The organism is Paraburkholderia sp. BGA-UO-ETr-F21 (assembly GCF_059567925.1).
The window spans coordinates 965,913-991,253 of sequence record NZ_JCAQOY010000037.1 but is presented as its reverse complement, the minus strand read 5'-3'; the positions used below and the strand labels follow the sequence as shown (position 1 = coordinate 991,253).

Genomic DNA, 25,341 nt, shown 5'->3' with positions numbered 1-25,341 from the left:
GGCGCTGCGTCTCTACTTCGAGATCTTCTCCAGCTCGAGCCCCTTCGTGCGCGGCCCGATCAATCCAATCGCCAGCATGACGATCAGCATCGCCCCGGCGATGAACACAAACACGCCCGTGGTGCCAAACTCCTTCAACACCGCCGCGATCAGAAACGCCGTGAAAATAGCCGAAAACCGGCTCCACGAATAAACGAAGCCCACCGCCCTTGCCCGGATGCTGGTCGGAAAAAGCTCGGTCTGATACGCGTGATAGCTATACGAAATGATGTTGCCCGCGAGCGTCAGACAAACTCCTAACGTCACCAGCAGCACCGCGCCGGAGGCCTGACTGAACCACAGTCCGCAGACGATATTTACACCCGCCATCACCACGATCACTGTCTTGCGCTCGAAGCGGTCGCCAATGAAGAGACCAATGACCGGCCCAAGCGGCGCGGCCAGCGCGATCACACTCGAATACATCAGGCTCGTGGTAATCGTAATGCCCTGCTTGATCAGCAGCGTCGGCACCCAGTTCGCAAAGCCGTAAAAGCCCACCGTCTGAAAGATATTGAAGATCGTCATCATCAGCGTGCGGCTGCGATACGGCGGCACCCACATATCGCGGAAGCTGCCGCGCGGCGCCACCGGCACCGACGCTGCGGGCGGCGGCAACTCACGACCGTATTCGCGGCGCACTTTCGCTTCGAGCTCGCTCATCACGCGATCGGCTTCGGCAAGACGTCCTTGTTGTGCGAGCCAACGCGGGCTTTCCGGCAACGCGCGGCGAATCCACCACACGAACAGTGCGCCATGTGCGCCAATCAGCACGACCCAGCGCCAGCCGTCGAGGCCGAGCAGCGTGCGCGGCACCAGCAGATACGAGAGAAACGCCACCACCGGCACCGCCGTAAAACCGACTGCCTGCTCGCACGCGAATGCGCGGCCGCGAATCTGCTTGGGCACCAGTTCGGAAATGTACGTGCCGATCGTCACCAGTTCCACGCCGATGCCGACGCCCGCCACGAAGCGCCAGAAGTTCAGCCCGGTAGCTGTTTCCTGAAACGCCATCACGACATTGGCCGCCGTGTACCAGAGCAGCGAATAGGTGAACACCGCGCGGCGTCCGAAGCGATCCGCCAGAAAGCCACAGGCGATCGTGCCGATAAAGAGGCCGCTGAACAGCGCGGCAATGAAACTCGCAACGCCGGTCGTGCCGAACAGGCCATGCGTGGTCGCGCTCAGCAGGCCGCTTTTGACGAGACCCGGCGCGACATAGCCCGAGTACAACAGATCGTAGAGTTCGAAGAAGAAGCCGAGGCTTAGCAGCACCACGAGCTTCCAGACGGAACGTGTGGCGGGCAGCCGGTCGAGGCGCGCGGAAATGCTGCCGGCGTCGAGCGGCGTCGCCGCGGCTGCAGCCGCACGGGTCGCCGCGATATCGGAATACGCCGCGCCGCCGCTCTTCGCGACGGAACCGGCATGATCTGGGGATGCCATGTTGTTTGTCTCCTCTGTCGACCGCAAAAGTCTATAGCTCACCGGGTCGGTCTCTTGCCGGCCTCTCGTAGTTTCGTGCGTCACGCGCGCGATGAAGATGCCGGACCCGAGGTCCGGCCAGCATTCTAGCCGTGCACGCGCTTCAATTGCTCGAAGGTGGTGATTTTTCCGGCCAACGCGCTCGCCGCCACCGTATACGGACTCGCGAGCCACACATTGCCCGGCCCCGAACGGCCCGGGAAATTGCGGTTGATCGCGCTGATCGTCACCTCGTTCGCCTCGGCCGATTGGCCCGGCCCGCAATTCGCGCACGACCCGCAGCCCGGCATGACGAGCGTCACACCCGCGCGCTCGAAGACCGGCAAATAGCCCTGTTCCTCGCAATACGCGCGCACCGCCATGGTGCCGAACTGCAGAAATAGACGCGTGCCCTCAGGTACACGGAGGCCCTGCTCGACGCCCCAGCGCAACACCTCGTGATAGAAGTCGAAATCCTCACGCTTGCCTGCGGTGCATGAGCCACCGTAAGCGATATCGATAGCGACGTCCTGTTCCAGTTGCGGCGCCGGCACCCCGTTGCCGGGATCGCCGGGACGCGCGAGCATGGGCTCGATCGCGCTTGCATCGATCTGAATCGTGTCGCGATAGATCGCGCCCGCATCGCTTTTCATCCAGCTTTCAAGGCTGAAATTCACGCCGCGCCGCTCTTTCAGAAACGCCACCGTGCGTTCGTCCGGTTCGACGATACCGGTGAAGCCGCCCAGTTCCGCGACCATGTTGGTCAAGGTCGCGCGCTCGTCGATCGACATGGCGCGCACCGCCGCGCCGCCGTATTCGAACACCAGACCGATCGCGCCACCCGAGCGGATCGCGTCCATTTGCAAAAGATGCAGCACCACGTCTTTCGCGGTCACGCCGTCGCGCAATTGCCCGCTGATTTCGATGCGCAATGTCTCCGGCACTTTGCAGCGCACGTAGCCCGTCACCCAGCTATTGGCGATTTCCGTTGCGCCCGCACCGAATGCGAGGCAGCCGAGCGCGCCCGAATGCGGCGTATGCGAATCGGTGCCGCACGCCACTTGCCCCGGCAATGCGTATTGCTCGGCCATCAGCGCATGACAGATACCTTCGGAGCCCGGCATGCCATCGAGCGCGCCGTGCGAGCGAACCGGATAATCACGCGAGAACGACGTATGGCCTTCCATCAGATTGGCGACGCCCGGCAGCAAACCGTCACGCACATGCGGAATGCTCTGCGATGCGAGCACCAGATGATCCTGGAACGCGATAATGTGATCCGGCGCATGCAGCGGCACCGGCTTGCCGAACGCGCGGTGCATCAGGTGCGCGCACATGCCTGTGAAGTAATCGTGACTGAAGCGCCAGTCCGCCGCAATGAAGACGCCGTCACCGCGCTGCGCCCCTAAGCTGCCCGGATGCAGATGCCGTTCGATGATTTTCTCGACCAGCGTCTTCGGCTCCGTTGGCTGCGCAATCTCCGCGTGATCGGCCGTGCACGGCGCGGGCCAGTCGGCGAACTTGCTGTACGCGAGCAGGCCGCCGCTGCGAATGATCTGCTGCGTGAGCGCGTCGCGGCCCTTGAGAAACTCGTCGATGGGCACCGCTTCTCCCGCGCTCAAACGATCGAGCACAGAGAAATCGGTCGTGGTGAGAATGCCGATGTTGTCGCAATTCTGCTGATAGATGCGCTCGAAACTCTCCGCGACAATCAGCCGGATACCAGCCGAAAGCTCCGCCAGCGGACTCGATTCACGCGACGAACCCTTGCCGTAGCGCTTGCCCGCCACCGTCACCTGAAAGCCGCCGTTCTTTACCGCATTGCGGCCGATCGGCATGCGCTCGCCGGCTTTGAAACCGACGTACGGATACTGGCCGAGGCGTTCGTCATAGGTGAGCATGACGGTGACTGGCGTGATCTCGTCGGTGGAAACGTTGTCGCGCAACGGGCCCGCCGTGGCGCGCGTGAAATTTTCGCCGGCGAGTTGGGCTTCGATCACCGCGGGGTCTTGAGACAGGTACAGCACGCGGCCGTCCAGACGAATCGTATCGCGCATGAGCATTCTCCTTGCGCTCACTATACGGCGCGCGCGGGCAATGCCGAAGTGCCGGTGCGGCAACGCAGACCTCTCGTTTGGCGATGATCGGCGTTGGCTGGCGCGATCATTCCCGGCATGAGCCAGGCTTCGACGCATCGTTCGCAGAGGACATATCGGCAAAGACATGTCTCTGCCGATTCGCGGCCGCCGCAGCGATCAAACGCCCTTGCCGAGGAACCCGACCAGCGCCGCCGCGCTCGCGCTCAACTGGTCGCGCGCCTTGAAGATCATGATGAGGCGCCGCACTGCCCACTCATCGCTCAGCGAGAGCAGGCGCACGTCGAGCGCATTCACATAGAGCAGCCCAACCTGCTCGGGCACGATCGCGATGCCGAGCCCCGCGTGCACCATCCGGCACAGCGCGTCGAGGCTGCTCACGCGGATCTTCACGTCGAGTTGCCGCCCCGCACTGGCCGCCTGCTGCGTGAGCAGTTGCGTCAGCGCGCTCTCGCTGCGCAGGCCGACGAAACTGTCATCGAGCAGTTCGTCGAACCTCACGCGCAGCGCGCCGGCAAGCCGATGGCCGCCCGGCACCAGCACCGCCAGCCGGTCTTGCCGGTACGGCACCTGCTCGAACGCTTCGCTGCCGGCCACCGGATTGCAGATGCCGAAGTCCGCGCCATGCTCACCGACTATGCGCAGCACGTCGGTGCTGTTCTCCTCTTCCAGTTCGATCGACACTTCGGGAAACGCGCGTTCGAACGCGGCCACGTCTTCCGGCAGGAACTGCACGATCGAGGACAGATTCGCCACCAACCTCACGCGCCCCTTTGCGCCCGACGAAAAGCGCGACAGTTCCGCGCTCATCTGTTCGATATTGCCGATGATCGCCAGCGCGTAACGCAACACGGTCTCGCCGACCGGCGTCACGGCAATGCCGCGCGACTGACGCTGGATCACGGGCAAGCCGATCACCGCTTCGATCTCGGCGATGCGCCGGCTCACGGCCGACGACGCAATGAACTCCCGCTCCGCCGCACGCGCGATATTGCGCTCCTGGCAGACAGCGACGAACAGGCGCAACGAAGTCAGATCGAGCTTCTTGAGAAGGTTTTCCATTGTTGTTCCTTCACCTCCGGCGCGGCCGAGAAACGCGGTAGCGAACCCGGCATCGGGATGAAGGGACCCGGCAAACGAGATGGGCAAGTGTAACGCAGACGAATGCGCGCACCGGCAGCGTCCACGAGCCGCGCCTGCGGCTTCTTCCTCGAAGCAGACGCTCCCGGTCGTCCATTTGCCGCCTGTTGCGCACGCGCCGCAACCGAGTCGCGAAACCCACGCTCCGCACTCGCCACCGCCGTGGCTTACGCAAAAAAATACCTTTGATTCAAAAGGAATTTTTATAAAAACCCCGCACTTCATCACTTCATGAAACAACTTATTGTAAAAAAGTTAAAAGACTTTGGAACCGGTTCCATTTAAGATACCGCCGGCATTCCGATGAGTGCCCGGGGGCGCAATGGCGCGCTCCGATCTGGTGACTACAACAACATGCCTTCATCCCCTCTCAGCTCGCGCCGCGGCTTTTTGCGCACGGCTATTGCCCTCGTTCCGGCCGGCACGCTCGCCGGCTGCGACGTCAAGCCGTCCGCGACCAACGCCGCGACCGGTTCGAGCGCCAACGCGTCCGCAAACCCCACATCCGGCCCCGACTACAAGCCGCATTTCTTCGATGCGAAGGAATGGGCGTTCATTCACGCTGCGGTCGACCGTCTGATTCCGGCGGATAGCGAAGGCCCCGGCGCCGTCGAAGCCGGCGTGCCCGAATTCATCGACCGGCAGATGGATACGCCGTACGCGCACGGCGCGCTCTGGTACATGCAGGGTCCGTTCGCGCAAGGCGTGCCGGAACTCGGCTACCAGTTGAAGCTCGTGCCGCGCGATCTCTACCGGCTCGGTATTGCGGCGGTCAATGCGTATTGCGCGAAGACCTACGCGCATCCCTTTGACGCCCTCGACGCCGCGACGCGCGACACCGTTCTCACCGCGCTCGAGAAAGGCAAGATCGATCTCGTCGACGTGCCGGCCGCCACTTTCTTCGGGCAACTCCTGCAGAACACGCGCGAAGGCTACTTCTGCGATCCGATCCACGGCGGCAATCGCGAGATGGCCGGCTGGAAGATGATCGGCTTCCCCGGCGCGCGCGCCGATTTCATGGACTTCGTCAATCAGAACGGCGCGGCCTATCCGTATGGCCCGGTGTCGATCGAAGGAAAGCGCAGCTGATGTCTACTCAAACCAAACCTCATGTCGACGCGGTGATCGTCGGCTTCGGCTGGACCGGCGCGATTCTCGCGAAGGAACTCACCGAAGCGGGACTGAACGTGCTCGCGCTCGAACGCGGCGAGTATCGCGACACCTACCCCGACGGCGCGTACCCGAACACGATCGACGAACTGACCTACAACGTCCGCAAGAAGCTGTTCCTCGACCTCTCGAAGACCACCGTGTCGATCCGTCATAACGTCGGCGATACGGCGCTGCCGTACCGGCAACTCGCGGCGTTTCTGCCGGGAGAAGGCGTGGGCGGCGCGGGGCTGCACTGGTCGGGCGTGCATTTCCGCATCACGCCGGAAGAACTGCGTCTGAAGAGTCACTACGAAGAACGCTATGGCAAGCGCTTCATTCCCGAAGGCATGACGATTCAGGATTACGGCGTCAGCTATGAAGAACTCGAACCGCATTTCGACTTCGCCGAAAAAGTGTTCGGCACCTCAGGCCAGGCGTACAAGGTCAACGGCAAAGTGGTCGGCGACGGCAACATTTACGAAGCGCCACGCAGCGACAACTTTCCGCTCGCCGCCCAACTGAACACCTATTCCGCCGAACGCTTCGGCAAGGCAGCGCGCGAACTCGGGTTGAATCCGTATCGTTTGCCTTCGGCGAATACGTCGGGGCCCTACACAAACCCGTATGGCGTGCAGATGGGTCCCTGCAACTTCTGCGGATTCTGCAGCGGCTACGCCTGCTACATGTACTCGAAGGCGTCGCCGAACCTGAATATCCTGCCCGCGCTGAAGCAGTCGCCGAACTTCGAGTTGCGCTCGCGCTGCCACGTGCTGCGGGTCGACCTCGACGACACGAAAAAGCGCGCCAAGGGCGTGACGTATGTCGATCCGGCGGGCAACGAAGTGTTTCAGCCGGCCGATCTGGTGATCGTCGCGGCGTTCCAGTATCACAACGTGCATCTGCTTCTGCTGTCGGGCATCGGCAAGCCGTATGACCCGATCTCGGGCGAAGGCGTGGTCGGCCGCAACTTCGCCTATCAGAACCTCTCGACCATCACCGCGTTCTTCGACAAGGACACCTTCACCAATCCGTTCATCGGCGCGGGTGGCAACGGCATTGCGGTCGACGACTTCAACGCCGACAATTTCGATCACGGCCCGCTCGGTTTTGTCGGCGGTTCGCCGCTGTGGGTGAACCAGGCGGGCACCAAGCCGATCAGCGGCATCGCGACGCCAGCGGGTACGCCCAACTGGGGCGTCGACTGGAAGAAGTCGGTGAAGGACCACTACGCGCACACCATTTCAATGGACGCGCACGGCACCAACATGTCGTACCGCGACGTGTTCCTCGATCTCGATCCGACCTACCGCGATTCGTACGGCCAGCCGCTGTTGCGCATGACCTTCGACTGGAAGGACAACGACATCAAAATGGCCCGCTACGTGACCGGCCAGATGCAGAAGATCGCGCAGCAAATGGGTCCGAAATCGATCAACGTCTACACGCGCGAATTCGGCGCGCACTTCGACTCGCGCCGCTATCAGACCACTCACCTGGTGGGCGGCGCGGTGATGGGCACCGATCCGAAGACGAGCGTACTGAACCGCTATCTGCAAAGCTGGGACGTGCATAACGTGTTCGTGATGGGCGCGTCTGCTTTCCCGCAAGGTATCGGCTATAACCCGACCGGTCTTGCCGCGGCGCTCGCTTACTGGTCGGCACGCGCCATCCGCACGCAGTATCTGAAGAACCCCGGGCCGCTGGTGAGCGTATGACGAAGAAAAACAATTTCAAACGCCTCACGCAGGCAATCCGGCGCGTGCGCGCGGCGTCCTGGTTCGCAGCCGCCGCGTTGAGCGCGACGACGTTCGCCGCGCACGCGGCAACGCCTCAGAACCCGAGCGACGCGACGTTGATTGCGCATGGCGAGTACCTCGCGCGTGCCGGCGATTGCATTGCGTGTCACTCGGCGAGCGCGGGCAAGCCATTTGCCGGCGGCCTGAAGTTCGACACGCCGATCGGCGCGATCTACTCGACCAATATCACACCGGACCGCAACAGCGGCATCGGTGCATGGACGTTCGCGCAGTTCGACCGCGCGGTGCGCGCGGGCGTAAAGCCGAACGGCGATACGTTGTATCCGGCCATGCCGTACCCTTCGTATGCACGCCTGAGCGAAGACGATATGCACGCGCTGTACGCGTACTTCACCCAAGGCGTCGCGCCGGTCAACCAGAAGAACCGTCCGGTCGATATCGTCTGGCCGCTGTCGATGCGCTGGCCGCTCGGCATCTGGCGCCATCTGTTCGCGCCCGAGCCGGTTTCATTCGACGCGACGCACTACGCCGATCCGGTCATCGCACGCGGCGCCTATCTCGTGCAAGGTCTCGGCCATTGCGGCGCCTGTCATACACCGCGCGCGGCGACGATGCAGGAACGCGCGTTGAGCGACCTGGACGGTCCGGCGTTCCTCGCGGGCGGCGCGACGATCGACGGCTGGATTCCGTCGAGTCTGCGCGGCAATCCGCGCACCGGCATCGGCGCGTGGAGCGAAGCCGATCTCGTGCAATTCCTGAAGACCGGACGCACGCAGCACAGCGCGGCTTTCGGCGGCATGACGGATGTCGTGCAGCACAGCATGCAGCACATGAACGACGCCGATCTCACGGCAATGGCGCGTTATCTGAAGACGCTGCCGTCGAGCGATCCGAAGGAAACGCCGTACGTGTACGACGACAAGGCCGCGCGCGCGCTGCGCTCGGGCGACGCCACCGCGCCGGGCGCTGCCGTCTATCGCGACAACTGCACCGCTTGCCATCGCAGCGATGGTCGCGGCTACAACCGCGTGTTTCCGGCGCTGAGCGGCAATCCGGTCGTGCAGGGCAAGGACGCGACCTCGCTGATTCATGTGCTGCTCACCGGCAGTACGCTCGAAGGCACGAAGACTGCGCCCTCCTCGTTCACGATGCCCGCGTTCGGCTGGCGCTTGAACGATCAGGAAGTCGCCGACGTGACCAACTTCGTGCGCAACAGTTGGGGCAACACCGGCCAGACGGTCAGCGCGACGGACGTCGCCAAAGTCCGCAAGACAGTGACTGTGCACGCCCCCGGGTTGCCGCCCGGCGCTGCGTTGAGCCACTGACCACAGCCTGCCTTGCGTGGCGCGTCCCGATGCGGGACGCGCCACCTGGGGCGCGCTGTGCTGAATACCCGCTCCTGTTACCCCTTCCCCCGCTTCACGCAGTCCGCTCCGTTGGTCAGGAGCGGGTTCTGGCGTGCGCGAAAAAAAGAGAGATCGCCATTCAGGTGACTTGAGATAGACGTTCCAACCAGGACTGAAAACAACGATGAAAAAGCAATGGATTGCCGCCCCCCTCTTGATGTCTTTTGCCGGCATTGCGTGCGCGCAAAGTTCTGTCGTGCTGTACGGCATCGTCGATGCGGGCATCTCGTACCGCAGCAACGAGCGCACCGGCACCACCGGCAACTATAGCGGCCACTCGAACGTCGCCCTGACGAGCGGCAACCTGTCCGGCAGCCGCTGGGGCATCAAGGGGCAGGAGGACCTCGGCGGCGGCTGGAACGCGCTGTTTCAGCTCGAGGACGGCTTCGACATCACGAACGGCAAGACCGGGCAGAACGGTGGTTTGTTCGGCCGCCAGGCTTATATGGGCATCGGCAGCCGGCAATACGGCACGATCACGCTGGGCCGTCAGTACACCTCGCTGAACGATTTCGTCGCGCCTGTCGCACCGGTGGCGATGGTCGGCGGCTACGGCGCGCATCCGGGCGACATCGACGATCTCGATCAGACCGCGCGCGTGAACAACTCGATCAAGTACACGAGCGCGAACTATTCGGGCTTCACATTCGGCGCGCTGTACGGTTTCGGCGGCCAGCCCGGCAGCCTGAAGCAGCAGAACACCTGGAGCGTGGGCGCGGCTTACGGCAACGGACCGCTGCATGTGGGCGTCGGCTACGAGCGCTCCGACAACAGCAAGAGCGGTCCGCTGGACACGACCCACGGCAAGTGGAGCGGCACGGACGACGGCCTGTTCAATTCATCGATCAATGAAGGCGACGCCAGCGCGCAATCGCAGCAGATCATCGCGACGGGCGCAACCTACGACTTCGGCCCGGCGATTGTCGGTGTGAATTACAGCAACGTGCAATACCGCTCCGGCGCCGACTCGCTGTTCAAGGGACATGCCACGTTCAATGTCGCGGGCGTATTCGGACAATGGACGATCCGTCCGGCCGTGCAACTGTTCGCGGGCTACAGCTACACGCGCGGCGGTGAAGTGGACGGCGTGGATGAGCGTGCGCAATATCACAACGTGACGCTCGGTGCGCAATACGCGCTCTCGAAGCGTTCGACGGCCTATCTGATGGGCGGCTATCAGCACGCGTCGGGCGGCACGCTGGATGCGCTCGGCAATCCGGTCGCGGCCACCGCGTCGGTCAGCGACAAGGGCAACGGCCACTCGTCGTCTGCGCAATCCCAGGCGATCGTCAGTATCGGCTTGCGGCACAGGTTCTGATGCTCGGGTGCGGCGCTGGGAAGCGCCGCCAGCTTTCAGCAGCGGTTGCGCCAACCCCTTGCGGACGGGGTTAGCGCGGCGCCTGTAGCGCCGCGTCGAACATCTCCAGATGACGCGCTTCCGTTTCTTCATCGGCGGGGAACATGCATTCGAGGCGTAGTTCCTGCGCCGCGATTGTCTGTGGCGTGCCCACGCTCGCGACGATCGAGAAGTACTTCAGGACGTGGCCGTCCCTGACGAAGCCAATCGGTATGACAGGCATGGCCGCCGTCGAAGCATCCGCCGCTGGCGGATGGCCTCGCCCGAAGCTGGTTTGCACGGCCGGATAGGCACGCAGTTCGTCCAGCAACTCCCGCGTCCGTTCGTCGATGACACGCCCCACCGACTCCCGGTAGACCCGTTGGATCAGGCTGTCCGCCACGATTTGCCAGTCCGCCACGAACGGGCGCATGCCGTGCGGATCGAAAATCAGATGCAGCATATTGCGCGGCCCTTTGCGTGCCGCCATATCGATGAAGCAATTGAAAAAGCGCGGCGCCGCGTCGTTGGTCATCAGCACGTTCCAATAGCGGTCCATGACCATCGCCGGAAACGGCTCATGCTGATGCAACATGCGGCCGAGCGCCTTCGTGACGCTCTGCATTTCCTGGGCGTTCCACGCGCTGTCCGCATACATCGGCGCATAGCCCGCCGCCAACAGCAGCGTATTGCGGTCGCGAAGCGGTATGTCGAGGGTTTGCGCGATATCCATCAGCATCTGACGGCTCGGCACACTGCGTCCGCTTTCAATAAAGCTGATATGACGTTGCGAGACGCCGGCCCTGAACGACAGGTCGAGCTGGCTGATGCCGCGCACGTCTCGCCAGTGCCGCAACAGCACGCCAAGATCGTTCGGCGCCGTTTTCTTTAATGGATTCGCAGGATTCGTCATTCTCTCGCTCGCAAGTCGATTCAGACACTTGAGCGAGCGGGGAGCGTCCCGCTTCATGACGCGCCGCCCCCGCCGCTCGAGCGTGGCTCGCCGGTCAGCATACTCGCTGGCGCGGCACATTACGTCGCTCGCGCGCTCAAGCCTGCCAGGCGTGAATCTGGAATTGCGCCTCCAGCGGTGGCTGCGTGATGCTGCCCACGTAGTTCGTGATCGTCGACGCCGCCGCGACCGCGAGCACTTCGAACACCTGATCGCGACGGAAGCCGGCTTCGAAGAAAGCGCTGATGTCGTGCCCGTCGAGATGTCCGCGCTTCTCGATCGCGGTTTTCGTCAGTGCTGAAAGCGCGGCATGCTGACCGTCCGCGGGCGCGCAGCCTTTGCGAATCGCATCGACGTCGGCGGCGGCGAGCCCCTCCTGCAGCGCCAATGCGGTGTGAAACGCCAGCGCCCACGCACATGCGTTGGTCACGGCGTTGGTCAACAGCAGCGTCTGGATCTGCGCTTCCGTGAAAGTGCCTGCGTGGACTCTCTGGAACAGGTTGATGAAGGCGCCGATCAGCACGGGCGACTCCGCCATCGCCCCCGCAATGTTAGGAATGAAGCCGAAATTCTCCTGAAGTTGCCGCAATACGGGCCTGGAGTGATCCGGCGCGGAGTCGATGGTGTGAATCTGAAACGTCGACATGATATGTCCTCGATTGGAGCAAGCGGCTCGGGATGAACCGCGCGACAACCGAAGATTAGGCGTGTGGTCGAGACTCGCCAATTACCTCGCATGTAATAGAAATGGTGGGGTGGTTTGGTGAGCCTATGCGGTCATAGTTAGTGGATCTCCGGAATTTGGGAAATTTCGCACACCATGACAGGTAGATTTTGCGGCACACTAATCCATATGTATTCCTATACAGATTATAAAATCATGAGAGACATTCCAAATAACTCCATGGCATGTTATTCACCGCCAGCCTTTCTTCTAAATTCGAGCGGCGACGGTGTAGCACTGCCCGTCAACCAGACTCCTTGCTTTGATCTCCCGGTTGCAGATCTTCTGCGAGCCGCCCTGATAGAGTGCGCTCCACCGGCGCTGACCGCAGCAGTCTTCTCCCATCACTGTTTTGCGCATGCATGCGCGTCCGCGGATGAAGATCTCGACGCCCTTCTCTCGAAAGATCCGGCGCAGCGCGGGTCGACAATGGCCGCCCTCATGGGGTCCACGTCGTACAAAGCGATTCTGCATTACCGTCTCGCGCATGCGCTGATGACTATGGCCGATGTCAGCGCATTCCCGCGCCATGAACTGGAAGCCTATGCATCACTCGTCTCGGCTCGCGGCAAGCTCCTGTCCGGCGCAGAAATACATCCCGGATGTCAAATCGGCCGGCGCTTTGTTCTCGATCATGGCTGGGGTTCGGTCATTGGCGAGACCTGCGTTATCGGAGACGATTGCTACCTGCTAGGCGGCGTCACCTTAGGCGCCGCGGGTATCGCAAACAATCCGTCGTCCAGGCGTCACCCAACGCTCGGCGATCGCGTACAGATCGGAGCATTCGCGCGCGTCTTCGGCGACATTCAGATCGGCAACGACGTATTCATCGGCACGCATTGCTGTGTCACACAAAACATCGAATCGAATTCCATTGTCACGCTTCGGTCCGAGACGCAAATCGTTCGGGGTGGCACTGCCACGGCTCGCGTCACCGGATCGCAAAAATCGAGGTCAATCCACTCATGATTTCAATCGCAAGGTGCACCAGCAAGCTCTACTATTCGGATAATTTTCTATTTCGAGCTAAAGCAAACGTTTCAAAGATCGGCAATGACTATGTCGAATTGGACGCCACGGTCGCCTATCCCGAAGGAGGCGGTCAGGAGTCGGATATCGGTACGCTAACGCTGCTGGATGGCAATGCAATCCGGTTCATTCATGCGCGCAAGATGTACGGACAACGCGCCAACATTCCCGACTTTCCGGACATCCAGACAGGAGGTGTCGTCGAACATGTGATTCATCCCGAGGACGTCCAACATCTCGCGACGCTGACGAAGGGCGACGAAATACAGGTCAGCATCGATACGCTGCGCAGGGCTCGACTATCCTTGAGCCACACGGCGTCGCATCTGGTGTATCTGGGCGTCGGCAGGATCAGACCCGATGCCGTTGCATGGACGCTGGGATGCCATATCCGGCCTGACGGAGCGCGCTTCGATTTCGCCGTCAACAACCGTTTTACGCCGGAGGAAGTGCTTGCTATCGAGCACATCGCCAACGACTTTGTCGCTCGCGGCAGCGCAGTTCACACCTATGCGCATCCGAACCATGTCGACGCGCGTTATTGGCAATGTGAAGACAATGTCATGCCCTGCGGCGGCACGCACATCGGCGGCACAGCGCCCATAGGGCGTATCCATGTTCGTCGCAAGAGCATGGGATCCGGGAAGGAACGCCTTTCATGCCAATTCAACAATGCGCGCTTCGACACCGCTTCGTTCCATGACGGAAGGTGTCACAACACTCTGGCGGGAATTCTGCCATGAAGGACATTGACGCCGCGTCGCGGTTGAGCCAAGCCAGCCGTGGCAAGCTCCCCGGCATGACTTATCTTCTCGCGCTGTGCCAGGCCATTAACCTCACGGCGGCAGTGGTGTCCGTCACCATCGCCGCACTGGCAGGCGACATGCTCGCGCCCAATCACGCTTGGGCTACCGTGCCATATGGCGTCCAGTTCGCAGCGGTCACTGTCTTTACTTATCCGGCCGCAAGTTTCATGCGCCGCCATGGTCGAAAAAAAGCGTTTCTGCTCGGCGCAATGTTTCTGATTGCAGCAGGCGTTATCGGCTATGACGCGACCACGCGGCACGGCTCTTTGCAACTGATCGCCGCGCACGGAATGCTCGGCATCTATGTCGCTTTCGCGAACTTCTATCGCTTTGCCGCCGTTGACGGGCTTGCACAACCCATGCGCACGAAGGCCGTATCGCTAGTGGTAGCCGGTGGCCTCGTTGCCGCGATTAGTGGCCCTCTTCTGTCGATCGGACTGAAGGATGTCGGAGGTTTTGCAACGTTCTCTCTCTGCTATGCGTCTTTTGTTCTGCTGGGGCTCATCACCATTGCGTTACTCGTGTTCTGGCGTCCAATTGACTCTCCCCCAACCGCTATTCAATCGGTTGACTCACCCAATGTCGCCACATCCCGCATTGCACCCGCGATAGTCGCCTCTGCGTCGAGCTACCTGATTATGAATCTGCTGATGGTTCAGGCGTCGCTTCTCATGGAATCGATGTGCGTCTCGTTCAATGCCAGTTCGCTTGCCATTCAGGGTCACGTTATCGCAATGTTCGCACCATCTTTCGTGACCGGCGCGATCCTGGTCCGGGTCGGCCACCGTAACTGCCTTCTCGCCGGCTACCTTTTGCTGGCGTGTGCGGCGGCGCTGGGTATCTTGGCCGTGAGTCTTTGGGCGATGGTCGCGGGGCTGATCTTACTCGGCGTGGGGTGGAATTTCGGCTACGTCGGCGGCGGCGCCCTGTTGGCCTGCACTGTGACTGACCGCAACCGACACCGGACGCAGGGCATCAACGATTCCATCATCGCAATCTGCGCAACCGCTGGCGCTTTTCTCCCAGCCGTACTGCAAACATTGATCGGCTGGCGAAACACAAACCTGCTCTGTCTCGCTCTTTGCGCGATTGCCGGCGCCTTTACGTGGGTGTGCATGCGAGAAGCCCCGGCGCGAAATGCGGAGGCGCTTCCGTCATGACGGTCAACCTGGTTCATACGCGCGCTAACGCCGACATTGCCATCAGCAACGACGTTCGGGTCACACCGCTTCGCGAGATTCAACCCGGACTTCTTCTCAAGTTCGAATGCGACAATCCCGGCGGCAGCCACAAAGTACGCGCGGCTCGCTATATTGTTCGCAGTGCAGTCGAAAACGGCGACATTGTTCCGGGACAAACCACCGTGATTGAAAAAACCGGTGGCAACTTTGGCTTCGGACTCACGCTCGCATGTCAGGCGTATGGCGTACCTGTCGAACTTGCAGTTGGGCTGGGCTTCAGTGCTGTCAAACGCCGCTGTCTCGAACTGTACGGCGCCCGGCTTATCGGACTCGACATGCTCGAACGTGGTGCGACACCGCGTGAGGTAGTGCAATGGCATTTAGAGCACGAGGCAGAAAATGAGCGCAGCTACTTCTACACCGACCAATTTCGCAACCCTGCCAGTATCGCCGCTCACGAATTCGAGACCGGGCCCGAGATCGCAGCGCAACTTAAAGCGTGGCCTCTGGTAGAAAGACTGACTTTTGTGTCGTGCGCCGGCACGGGTGCCAGCCTCATCGGAATTGCCAAAGCACTGACACTGGCGGGGTATTCCGTCACTGTCGTCCTGGTGGAGCCGAAAGGATGCGACTCGCGGAACGGCATATTTTCGGATCACAAACTCGAGGGAATGTCGGTAGGCGTCGTGCCGCCCTTTCTCGATTGGGATCTGATCAGTGAGATCAGGACCGTCTCGCACGACGAGGTCTTGAACACACGCAAATCCTTTGCACGCAAGTCCGGCTTTCTTGTGGGCAACACGGCTGCCGCATGCCTGACCGTAGCGAGCAGTCTGGCGCGAGACGCCACCGCCGATCACAAGATCCTGTCTGTCTTTTACGACCACGGCCTATGGTACGTCCGCTAGGTTCCCGGTTTGAGGGTATCGAGCCGACTCGATGCTGACGGGTCCCTGGTGCGACAACGCCCGCGCGTGGATAAGGAGTGAGTATTCGTAACACCCTACACTGCAATCTGCCTGACAATAGAGACCGCGACGATCTGCCCCGTCACGCCACCCCACTCATTGTCCGGAGACCACGCAAATGAACAAGCGCCAGTTTCTAAGCAGCGCGGCTCTACTGAGCGCGGCTGCCGCGCCCGCATTCGGCGGCCAGCCTGCCCGCAAGCAAGCCTGCGCGGCATCGCCCGTCATTCTCACAATCAGCGGCGCGATCAGGCGTCACAATCGCGGCGCGCTCGATCCCGCGTTCGACCAGCTGCTCGCCAAGCATCAGGTGAAGTTTTCCGAAGCCTATGGCGTTGATTCAGCATTGATCGCCAGCATGCCGGCCGTGACGATCAAGCCCACCACGGAATACGACTCCCGCCAGCACACCTTGAGCGGCCCATTGCTCACGCACGTGCTGGAGCATGTCGGCGCCCCGAGCGCTGGCAACACGCAAATCGTCATGCACGCGGTAGATGGCTACGCAGTGGCGACGACACTCGACAAGGTGCGCGCCTACCAATTCATCGTGGCGACCCAAATGGATGGCAAGCCGCTGCCGCTTGGCGGCGTCGGCCCGCTCTGGGCAACCTATGACGCGGACAACATTCCCGAGTTGTCGAACAAACCGCTCAAGGACCGCTTCGAGCTGTCACCCTGGGGGCTCTATCACCTGCAGGTCGCAGCGGCGTAACGGCAAGCCGCCGTCCGCGACTCAGCGCTTGCCCGGCGGCAAAAACTCCATCTGCTCTTCAACATACAGCGCGTAGATCAGCTTCAGCATCGCGCTGATGTCCTCCGATTCGTCGAGCATGCGCGTACTCATGATGATGGGCGAAACGAGGTTCGGGTCGTCCAGATTCATGTAGCTCACGTCATCGCGCTTCAGGCCATACACGCTGCTCGGCACGATCGCGACGCCTTCCCCGGCGGCCACGAGGCCGAGCGCAATCTGCAATTCACGCGTTTCGTACAGCCGATGCGGTTTGAGCGAGCGGTCATGGAACGCCGCGAGCACCTGGTCCGCAAAGCTCGGGCGCGGCGCCTTCGGGAAAATGATCAGCGTCTCGCCGAGCAGGTCGTGCAGCGACAACTCGGGCTTCGACGCCGTGAGCGGATGCCCCACCGGCAGCGCCACGATCATGCGCTCCTCGCGCAGCACGACCCGGCGCACGCTTGGATCCTCGTGACGAATACGGCCGAAGCCGACATCGATACGCCCTTCTTTGAGCGCCTTGATCTGATCCATGGTGGACAGTTCGTGGAGGCTCAACTCCACCGCGCTGTTTTCGTCGCGAAAGCGGCGGATGATTTTCGGCAGCATGCCGTACAGCGTCGAGCCGACGAAACCCACCGACAGACTGCGCTCGATCTTGCCCACACGCTTTGTCATCGATTCCAGTTCGGCGGTTTGCGCGAGCAACTGCACCGCATGCGAATAAAAGAAGCGCCCGGTGTCGCTGAGATTGAGCGGACGTGAGCCGCGCTCGAACAGCAGTACGCCAAGCGACTCCTCCAGTTGCTGGATCTGCCGGCTGAGCGGTGGCTGCGCAATGTGCAGACGTTCGGCAGCGCGGGTGAAATTGCGCTCCTCGGCAACCGCAACGAAATAGCGTAAATGGCGCAACTCCATGACCATACCTTTTAGATATGAACCCGATACTAAAACGGTGTTGGACGCATTAAACGCACGCCAACTATCCTGCACTTACACCTGAATTCCACGCAGATTATACCTTTCAGGCATTGCATTGCATGACGGCAGCGACAGCGTTTCGCGGCGCCGTTCGACAAGCGGACTTCTGTCAGGAGACAACCATGATTCCGATTTACCCCGATCGCGCGCCGCGCCTTACCGGCATCGACGACTTTCTGGTCGAAGACGCCGAGCGCGGCGACTATCGCCTGCATCGCAGCGCCTTCACGGACCCGGCCCTGTTCGAACTCGAAATGCGGCACATCTTCGAGGGCAACTGGATCTATCTGGCGCACGAAAGCCAGATCCCGAACAACAACGACTACTACACGACCCACATGGGACGCCAGCCGGTCGTGATCGCGCGCAACCGGCAAGGTGAGTTGAATGCCTTCATCAATGCGTGCACGCATCGCGGCGCGATGCTGTGCCGCCACAAGCGCGGTAACAAAGCCACCTACACCTGCCCGTTCCATGGCTGGACTTTCAACAATAGCGGCAAGCTTCTGAAGGTCAAAGATCCGGAAGATGCCGGTTATCCCGACTGCTTCAACAAGGAAGGCTCGCACGACCTGAAGAAGATCGCGCGCTTCCAGAGCTATCGTGGCTTTCTGTTCGGCAGCCTGAATGCCGACGTGCTGCCACTGGAAGCGTTTCTCGGCGAGGCCGCGCGCATCATCGACATGATTGTCGATCAGTCGGAAGACGGGCTCGAAGTGCTGCGCGGCGCATCGACCTATACGTATGAAGGTAACTGGAAACTGCAAACCGAAAACGGCGCCGACGGCTATCACGTCTCGGCGGTTCACTGGAACTATGCGGCGACGACCAACCATCGTAAGGAAGAAAACGCACGGGTCGATCAGGTCCGCGCGATGGACGCGGGCAACTGGGGCCGGCAAGGCGGCGGCTTCTATGCGTTCGAACATGGGCACATGTTGCTATGGTCGCGTTGGGCCAATCCGGAAGACCGTCCGAATTTCAGCCAGCGTGACGCATTTGCCGCGCGCTGCGGCAGCGAGACCGCCGACTGGATGATCCAGAACTCCCGCAACCTGTGCCTCTATCCGAACGTGTATCTGATGGACCAGTTCGGTTCGCAGATCCGCCTGCTGCGCCCCCTCTCCGTCGACAAGACCGAAGTGACGATCTACTGCATCGCGCCCAAAGGCGAATCGGCCGAAGCGCGTGCGCGCCGCATCCGGCAATACGAAGACTTCTTCAATGTGAGCGGCATGGCCACGCCCGACGATCTCGAAGAATTTCGCGCCTGTCAGCAAGGCTATGCCGGCAGCGCGCTCGAATGGAACGACATGTGCCGTGGCGCGCAACACTGGATCGAAGGTCCGGACGAAGCGGCGAGCCGCATCGGCCTCAAGCCGTTGATGAGCGGCGTCAAAACCGAGGACGAGGGACTCTACACCGTGCAGCATCGCTATTGGGTCGAGACGATGAAACAGGCGTTGAAGCCGGCAACGGCGCCAGCCCGTTCCGCCGAAGGAGTCGACGCATGAAGCCGATCGTCATCACCGACCTCGAAGCGTTTCTCTACCGCGAAGCGCGCCTGCTCGACGACGAGCAATGGGACGACTGGCTCCAGTGCTACCACCCCGATGCGGTGTTCTGGATGCCTTCATGGGACGACGAGGACAAACTCGTCACCGATCCGCAAACCGAAATCTCGCTGATCTATTACCCAAATCGCCAGGGACTCGAAGACCGTGTGTTCCGTATCAAGACGGAGCGATCGAGCGCGACGATGCCGGACACGCGCACCAGCCACAACATCAGCAACGTGGAACTGGAAAGCGAGCAGGACGGCGTGTGCACCGTGCGCTTCAACTGGCACACGCTGAGCCACCGCTACAAGACGAATTACAGCTACTTCGGCATGTCGCGCTACGTGATCGACTTTTCGGGCGATGAGCCACGGATCCTGAACAAGTATGTCGTACTGAAGAACGACTACATCAATCAGGTTATCGACATTTACCACATCTGAACAGACGTGGTTCGGGAGCAGCACATGGAACATAGCATTGCACTTCAATTCGAAGACGGCGTGACCCGCTTCATCACCTGCCGCGACAACGAAACGTTGTCGGACGCGGCGTATCGCCAGAAGGTCAACATTCCGCTGGACTGCCGCGACGGCGCATGCGGCACGTGCCGAGGCTTCTGCGAATCCGGCAAGTACGATCTGCCCGCGTCGAGCTATATCGAAGACGCGCTCACCGCGGACGAAGCCGCTCAGGGCTACGTGCTCGCCTGTCAGACGCGGCCGCGCTCGGACTGCGTGATTCGGGTGCCGGCTTCGTCGGCCGCGTGCAAGACCGGCGTATCGAAGCATGCGGGCAAACTGGCGGCGATCGACAAACTCACCGACTCGACCATCCATTTTTCAATCGACGTAGACCAGCCGGAGCAATTGGGCTTTCTGCCCGGTCAATATGTGAACGTCGACATTCCGGGCAGCGACACCTTCCGCTCGTACTCGTTCAGCTCCGCTCCCGGCGCTACGCAGGCCGCTTTCGTGGTGCGCAACGTACCGGATGGCCGCATGAGCCGCTATCTGTGCGAGGAAGCACAAGCGGGACAGCGCATTACGTTTTCCGGTCCCTATGGCAGCTTCTATCTGCGCGAGCCGGTTCGTCCCGTGCTGTTTCTCGCCGGCGGCACCGGCATTGCGCCGTTTCTCTCGATGCTGCATGTGCTTGGCGCACGCGGCAGTACGCAACCGGTTCGCATGGTCTATGGCGTCACGCATGACAGGGACCTGGTAGGCACCGAGCAGCTCGATGCAGCACAACGCGCGATCGGGCAATTCGAATACCGCACGTGCGTGGCCGACGCCGCCAGCGATCACGCTCGCAAAGGTTATGTGACGGAGCATGTGGACCCCGCGTGGCTGAACGACGGCGATGTCGACGTCTATCTGTGCGGCCCGGTCGCAATGGTCGAGGCCGTGCAGACATGGCTGCGCGCCAGCGGCATCACACCGGCGCATTTCTTCTACGAGAAATTCTCGGCAAGCAATCTCGCGTGATGACCATGACTTCGTCCAACCAACGCTTCAATGAAAAAGTCGTGATCGTCACCGGCGCGGCGCAAGGCATCGGCCGGGGCGTGGCGCTGCGCGCCGCCGCCGAAGGCGCTATCGTCGTGCTCGCCGACCGCGCGGAACTCGTGCACGAGGTGGAGGCGGAGATCGCCGCCCTCGGCAGTCCCACGCTCGCCGTGATCGCGGATCTGGAGACTTACGCCGATGCGTGCAAGCTGATGCGAGCGGCGCTCGACGCCTTCGGCAAGATCGACGTACTGGTCAACAACGTGGGCGGCACGATCTGGGCCAAACCATACGAAGAGTATGACGAAGCGCAGATCGAAGCCGAAGTGCGCCGCTCGCTCTTCCCTACCTTGTGGAGTTGCCGCGCGGTGCTGCCCGCCATGATCGCGCAGCGGCGCGGGGCGATCGTGAACGTGTCGTCGATCGCCACGCGCAGTATCTACCGCGTGCCGTATGCGGCATCAAAGGGTGGCGTGAACGCGTTGACCGCCAGTCTCGCGTTTGAACATGCGGACGACGGCATCCGCGTGAACGCCGTCGCCACCGGCGGCACCGAGGCACCGCCGCGCAAGGTGCCGCGCAATACGGCGCCGCAGAGCGAGCAGGAGGCGCGCTGGTATCAGGGCATTGTCGATCAGACCATCGCGTCGAGTTTGATGCACCGTTACGGCACGATCGACGAACAGGTCGGCGCGATTCTGTTTCTCGCCTCGGACGAGGCGTCGTATATCACCGGCACCGTGTTGCCCGTGGGCGGCGGCGACCTCGGTTGATACGGGCTGGCTCAGAACAGGTGATGGATCCCGCTGAGGAACACCGTCTGCCGTCCGCCTGAAGCGGCGCCAATGCCGAGCGTATTGGCCACCGAGCCGCCGCTTGCGGTCTCGAACATCAGATCCGCGTAGAGCTGCGTGGTTTTCGACAGCGAATACACGTTGGCCAGCGTGAACTGCGTCCAGCGACGCCCATCGAGCGTCGCGGTCCATGCGCCGGCCGCGACTTCCTCGGCGGGCGTCAAACGCAGATTGGCGCCGCCGTCGATGCTCCGAAAGTGTTCACTGCCGCCGTTCGAGGCGATCCGCACATCGGTGGCGAGCGCGTGCAGCGTCACCCGCTCGAAACGGTACGACCCGCCAATGCCCATGTCACGCACCTGTTTCGCGTTGAAGGTTGCGCCGGGCGTAAGCGTCTGCCCTTCGAACGAGGTCAGGCCGAGTCCGTTCGAGAGCGGCAGCAAGCGGTCGCGATACTCGGAATACACGGCCACCAGCTTGAGCGGACCATTGCTATAGTTAGCGCCGAAGCTGATAGTTCGTCCGTTGGTATTGCTGGCCGTCGCGCCCGGAAATCCATACAGCGCGCCGAGCGTCAGGCCGCGATAGCTCGCGCTCTTCCATTTCACCGTGCTCGACAACTGCACGGGCAAGGTGCTGCCGAGTCCATCCAGATTGCCGGGGTGAAACGCGGAGAAGTCGCCGAGCACCTGCCCTGTCGAGAGCGACCCGAGCCAGTCGAAATTCCAGTCTGTCTGGCGGCCGAGGGTCACTGTGCCGAACATCGGATCGGCCAGGCCCACGTACGCCTGGCGGTTGAAGAACGTGCTGCTGCTCGCGGACGCGCCCGTCGTCGTGACGAAACCGCTTTCGAGCCTGAACACCACCGAGCGGCCCGCGCCGATATCCTCGACGCCCTGAAAGCCGAAGCGGTCGGCCTGCAAGGTGCCCTGCTCCGCGATATAAGCCGGCGAGCCGTGCAGATTGCTCACGTAACCCAGACCTGCATCGAGACTGCCGTACAGCGTGACACTGCTCTGCGCGTAGGCCGTCGAGGAAACGACGAGCGCGAGCGAGCCCGCGACGAGCGTCGCGTGGAAAGCGATTTTGTTTTTCATGGCGTGTGGGTGAAGCGTTGGAAGGAAAACTGCGCGGGCCCGGAAGCCCGACATCAGGTGGTCTGGATGTTCTCCGCCGGTGCGAGGCGCCACGCGCCGAACACCAGATTGACAACGATGGCCGTGAGCGTGCCCGCCGCCATGCCGTTGCCCAGCACGATCTGCAACGGTCCGGGGAACGACGCGTAGACGTTCGGCACCAGCACCGGTATCAGCCCCACGACGAGCGCCGCCGCCAGCGTGTACTGATTGCCTCGCTCATGCAGGTCGACCTTGCCGAGCAGATTGATGCCCATCACACCGATCATCGCGAAGACAATCAGCGCGGTGCCCCCGACCACCGGCGCCGGAATCGCGTAAGCGAAACGCCCGAGCGGCGCGAACAGGGCGATCAGCATCAGCATGCCGCCCGCCGTTGCGGTGACGTAGCGCGAGCGCACGCCCGTGGTCTGCACGACGCCGATGTTCTCCGCGCTGGTGATGATGAGCGACGTGCCCAGCAGCGAGCCGATCAATGACGCGAGCGCATCGCCGCGAATCGTGCGCGGCACGTCGCGCCGCATGTCGATCTTCCTGCCCGTGATTTCGCCGACGGCTACCGTCTGCCCCGTCGCCTCGGCCATCGAGATCACGCTGAAGATCAGCATGGGCAGCGCGGCCAGCACGTCGAAACGCGGCATGCCGAATGGCAGCAGCGTCGGCAGCGTGACGAGCGGGCCGCTCCAGAGTCCGCCCGCGGCCATCTGCCCCGTCGCCCAGCCTGCGAATGTGCCGACGGCGAGGCCCAGCAGCACCGCGAGCCTGCCCACGGTGCCCTTGAACAGACGCGCCACCGCGAGCGTGGCCACGATCGTGACCAGCGCAAGGCCGAGCGACTGAGGCCGCGCGAAAGCCGGCGTACCCGGCTGTCCGACAACGATGCCGGCGTAGATCTTGATGAGGCTCACCGACACGAGCAATAGCATCGTGCCCACCACCACGCGTGGAAAAAACCGCAGGCAGCGCGCGAATACCGGTAGCACGATCCAATAGAACAGACTGGTGAGAATCGCGGCGCCTGCCGCCGTACGCAAATCCGTTTGCGTCGCGATAACGGCGAACAGCATGGCGGGCGCGCCGCCCGGCACCATCACGAAGGGCAGCCGCGCACCGATCGGCCCGGCGCCGAGCGACTGCAGCAGCGTGCCCACGCCGCATACGAAAAAGGTCGCGCCGATCAGATGCACCGTCATGTCCGACGGCAGCGACACCATGCGCGACACGAGAAAAACCGCAGTGACCGGCGAGGCGGCCATGGACAGCACATGCTGCAGGCCGAACAGCACGAGTTGCCACGCGGGCAAGCGCGCGTCGACGCTATGAATGGCGGGTTCTGGATTCACGTTACCCTCGGAGTTCGAAGCGCAATGAAGCGCGGCAGTCATGCGCGCAGCCACGGCAATTGCTCGCGGCTGTAGCGGAAAGTCTGGAACACGCTGTTCAACTGGCCCGGACCGGTTTTACGCGCCGCTTCGTCCGGATACTCGCCGAACCACGGAATCACGTATTCCCACACCACTTCGCCTGCCGGCGTCACTTCGAACAGACGCCCGGTGGCCGACTCGGTGATATGCGTGTTGCCGTTCGCGAGGCGTTGAGCGTTGCCCATGAACGCGCTGTAGAACATGTTCACCATGTCGTCGGCATACGACCACACCACTTCGCGGCTCGACGGATCGATCTCCAGCACGCGTGAGAACGCCACGTGCGCGCCGGTGCGGAAGTTACCGTTGTCGAAGGTGAGAATGTTGCCGTTGGCGAGCGCCACCGGGGCGTGCTGATGCGAGACCACGCTCGGCGGGATATGCGTCGTTACGCCGCCAGTCTCGCGATCCACGGCGATAATGCCCGACGTGGTGCGCAAACTCATCAGCACTTCGCCCCTGGCGTTCACGCCGAGCCCGTTCACGAGCGGCCAGTGATAGCGGCCGAAGCCCGGCGCAATCGGAAAGTCCTTGGGATTCAGGTGCTCCCAGGCCTTCCACTCCCACACCAGTTCACCGGCGCGATTTACTTCGCGGATCACGTCGCCGTACATCACCTCTTCGGGTCCATGCGCCGTGCCGCCAGGCACGCGCTCCGCAAAACCTGCCGGCACCGGCGCGCACGCGGCATACAGCAGATTGCCGTTCGGCAGCCACTGCGCGTCGTGGTGATGTGCGGGGTCCTGGTAGCGCCAGACCACGTCGCCTTGTGGCGTGACTTCATAGAAATCGCCGCCATGCCACATCGACCACGGTGCGTAGCGGTCTTCCGAATCCGCATGGCTGCCGTTGTAGCCGAGATTGCCGTTCGGGAGAATCACCGCATGTCGGCCGGGGCGCACCGGCATTCGCCATTCATGCACGACCTCGCCGCCGATGTCGATGAGATATACGCGCCCGCCCGCCGTTTGCGGCGCGATCAGCGCATAGCCGCCCGCCGACAGTTCCGGGTCGTGAGCGATGAGACCGACGCCGCGGCGTCGCTGGGTGATTTGATCGACTGTGGTAGTCACGTTTCGCTCCGTTAAGATGATGGAGCAAAATCTAGGCTATTCGAGCCGTCAGGAAAATCTGATTGTTCTTTACAGGCCGTACG

General features: G+C 62.1%; 22 protein-coding genes. 13 read left to right on the top strand and 9 right to left on the bottom strand.

All coding sequences use genetic code 11. The annotated features are described in order from the left end of the window. Positions 1–12: 12 nt before the first annotated feature. The 3 genes from AC57B1_RS28105 to AC57B1_RS28095 form a co-directional block, all read right to left on the bottom strand. Positions 13–1,482 (bottom strand): MFS transporter, encoded by a 1,470-nt coding sequence (locus AC57B1_RS28105; protein WP_091807503.1) that lies wholly within the window; start codon positions 1,480–1,482, stop codon positions 13–15. A gap of 125 nt (positions 1,483–1,607) precedes the next feature. After that, positions 1,608–3,557 (bottom strand): aconitase family protein, encoded by a 1,950-nt coding sequence (locus tag AC57B1_RS28100; protein ID WP_496419301.1) that lies wholly within the window; start codon positions 3,555–3,557, stop codon positions 1,608–1,610. 198 nt (positions 3,558–3,755) lie between these two features. Then, positions 3,756–4,658: a LysR family transcriptional regulator gene (locus AC57B1_RS28095; RefSeq protein ID WP_408478905.1), complete on the bottom strand. Its 903-nt coding sequence runs from the start codon at positions 4,656–4,658 to the stop codon at positions 3,756–3,758. 432 nt (positions 4,659–5,090) lie between these two features. Here AC57B1_RS28095 and AC57B1_RS28090 point away from each other — a divergent pair, with 432 nt between their 5' ends. The 4 genes from AC57B1_RS28090 to AC57B1_RS28075 all read left to right on the top strand — a co-directional run bounded on the left by AC57B1_RS28090 (position 5,091) and on the right by AC57B1_RS28075 (position 10,369). Further along, complete coding sequence (locus AC57B1_RS28090) at positions 5,091–5,825, top strand: gluconate 2-dehydrogenase subunit 3 family protein (protein ID WP_496419300.1); 735 nt, start codon at positions 5,091–5,093, stop codon at positions 5,823–5,825. After that, entirely contained in the window at positions 5,825–7,603 is a 1,779-nt protein-coding gene (locus AC57B1_RS28085; protein WP_408182660.1) for a GMC family oxidoreductase, read from the top strand. Before AC57B1_RS28090 ends, AC57B1_RS28085 begins: the two co-directional genes overlap by 1 nt. Further along, positions 7,600–8,970, top strand: coding sequence for a c-type cytochrome (locus AC57B1_RS28080; RefSeq protein WP_496419299.1), 1,371 nt, complete (start codon positions 7,600–7,602; stop codon positions 8,968–8,970). The genes AC57B1_RS28085 and AC57B1_RS28080 overlap by 4 nt, the downstream gene beginning before the upstream one ends. 205 nt (positions 8,971–9,175) lie before the next feature. After that, positions 9,176–10,369 carry a porin gene (locus tag AC57B1_RS28075; RefSeq protein WP_496419298.1) on the top strand — a complete coding sequence of 398 codons (1,194 nt, stop codon included), beginning with the start codon at positions 9,176–9,178 and terminating at the stop codon, positions 10,367–10,369. A 70-nt stretch (positions 10,370–10,439) separates the two neighbouring features. On the opposite strand, the gene AC57B1_RS28070 is transcribed toward AC57B1_RS28075, so the two are convergent. Next, positions 10,440–11,300, bottom strand: a complete 861-nt coding sequence (locus AC57B1_RS28070) for a helix-turn-helix domain-containing protein (RefSeq protein WP_496419297.1) — start codon at positions 11,298–11,300, stop codon at positions 10,440–10,442. A 136-nt stretch (positions 11,301–11,436) separates the two neighbouring features. Next, on the bottom strand, positions 11,437–11,985 hold the full coding sequence (locus AC57B1_RS28065; protein ID WP_496419296.1) for a carboxymuconolactone decarboxylase family protein: 549 nt from the start codon (positions 11,983–11,985) through the stop codon (positions 11,437–11,439). A gap of 234 nt (positions 11,986–12,219) precedes the next feature. Between AC57B1_RS28065 and AC57B1_RS28060 the strand changes: the two genes are divergently transcribed. The 5 genes from AC57B1_RS28060 (at position 12,220) to AC57B1_RS28040 (ending at position 16,762) form a co-directional block, all read left to right on the top strand. Continuing rightward, positions 12,220–13,032, top strand: coding sequence for a serine O-acetyltransferase (locus AC57B1_RS28060; protein ID WP_408342651.1), 813 nt, complete (start codon positions 12,220–12,222; stop codon positions 13,030–13,032). Then, a complete protein-coding gene (locus AC57B1_RS28055; protein WP_496419295.1) occupies positions 13,029–13,835 on the top strand; it encodes an alanyl-tRNA editing protein in 807 nt (268 codons plus the stop codon). The genes AC57B1_RS28060 and AC57B1_RS28055 overlap by 4 nt, the downstream gene beginning before the upstream one ends. After that, a complete protein-coding gene (locus tag AC57B1_RS28050; protein ID WP_496419294.1) occupies positions 13,832–15,058 on the top strand; it encodes an MFS transporter in 1,227 nt (408 codons plus the stop codon). The genes AC57B1_RS28055 and AC57B1_RS28050 overlap by 4 nt, the downstream gene beginning before the upstream one ends. Further along, positions 15,055–15,987: a PLP-dependent cysteine synthase family protein gene (locus tag AC57B1_RS28045; RefSeq protein WP_496419293.1), complete on the top strand. Its 933-nt coding sequence runs from the start codon at positions 15,055–15,057 to the stop codon at positions 15,985–15,987. Before AC57B1_RS28050 ends, AC57B1_RS28045 begins: the two co-directional genes overlap by 4 nt. Positions 15,988–16,165: 178 nt before the next feature. Then, positions 16,166–16,762, top strand: a complete 597-nt coding sequence (locus AC57B1_RS28040; RefSeq protein ID WP_496419292.1) for a putative pterin-binding protein — start codon at positions 16,166–16,168, stop codon at positions 16,760–16,762. Between the two features lie 21 nt (positions 16,763–16,783). On the opposite strand, the gene AC57B1_RS28035 is transcribed toward AC57B1_RS28040, so the two are convergent. Beyond that, a complete protein-coding gene (locus AC57B1_RS28035; protein WP_091809210.1) occupies positions 16,784–17,701 on the bottom strand; it encodes a LysR family transcriptional regulator in 918 nt (305 codons plus the stop codon). Between the two features lie 185 nt (positions 17,702–17,886). Between AC57B1_RS28035 and benA the strand changes: the two genes are divergently transcribed. Genes benA through AC57B1_RS28015 form a run of 4 tightly spaced genes read left to right on the top strand, consistent with a single transcriptional unit; the run spans position 17,887 to position 21,604 of the window. After that, positions 17,887–19,278, top strand: a complete 1,392-nt coding sequence (benA, locus tag AC57B1_RS28030; RefSeq protein WP_408182687.1) for a benzoate 1,2-dioxygenase large subunit — start codon at positions 17,887–17,889, stop codon at positions 19,276–19,278. Beyond that, positions 19,275–19,766: a benzoate 1,2-dioxygenase small subunit gene (gene benB, locus AC57B1_RS28025; protein WP_091807474.1), complete on the top strand. Its 492-nt coding sequence runs from the start codon at positions 19,275–19,277 to the stop codon at positions 19,764–19,766. Before benA ends, benB begins: the two co-directional genes overlap by 4 nt. A 24-nt stretch (positions 19,767–19,790) precedes the next feature. Next, the gene (gene benC / locus AC57B1_RS28020) at positions 19,791–20,810 is read left to right on the top strand and encodes a benzoate 1,2-dioxygenase electron transfer component BenC (protein WP_408342641.1); all 1,020 of its coding nucleotides are present in this window, start codon (positions 19,791–19,793) and stop codon (positions 20,808–20,810) included. Positions 20,811–20,815: 5 nt separating this feature from the next. Continuing rightward, positions 20,816–21,604 carry a 1,6-dihydroxycyclohexa-2,4-diene-1-carboxylate dehydrogenase gene (locus tag AC57B1_RS28015; protein ID WP_496419291.1) on the top strand — a complete coding sequence of 263 codons (789 nt, stop codon included), beginning with the start codon at positions 20,816–20,818 and terminating at the stop codon, positions 21,602–21,604. An 11-nt stretch (positions 21,605–21,615) separates the two neighbouring features. On the opposite strand, the gene AC57B1_RS28010 is transcribed toward AC57B1_RS28015, so the two are convergent. The 3 genes from AC57B1_RS28010 to AC57B1_RS28000 are packed head-to-tail and all read right to left on the bottom strand — an operon-like array spanning position 21,616 to position 25,258. Then, on the bottom strand, positions 21,616–22,722 hold the full coding sequence (locus tag AC57B1_RS28010; protein WP_496419290.1) for a porin: 1,107 nt from the start codon (positions 22,720–22,722) through the stop codon (positions 21,616–21,618). Positions 22,723–22,775: 53 nt separating this feature from the next. After that, positions 22,776–24,104 carry a uracil-xanthine permease family protein gene (locus AC57B1_RS28005; RefSeq protein ID WP_496419289.1) on the bottom strand — a complete coding sequence of 443 codons (1,329 nt, stop codon included), beginning with the start codon at positions 24,102–24,104 and terminating at the stop codon, positions 22,776–22,778. Between the two features lie 38 nt (positions 24,105–24,142). Then, positions 24,143–25,258, bottom strand: a complete 1,116-nt coding sequence (locus AC57B1_RS28000; protein ID WP_496419288.1) for an aryl-sulfate sulfotransferase — start codon at positions 25,256–25,258, stop codon at positions 24,143–24,145. Positions 25,259–25,341: the final 83 nt, after the last annotated feature.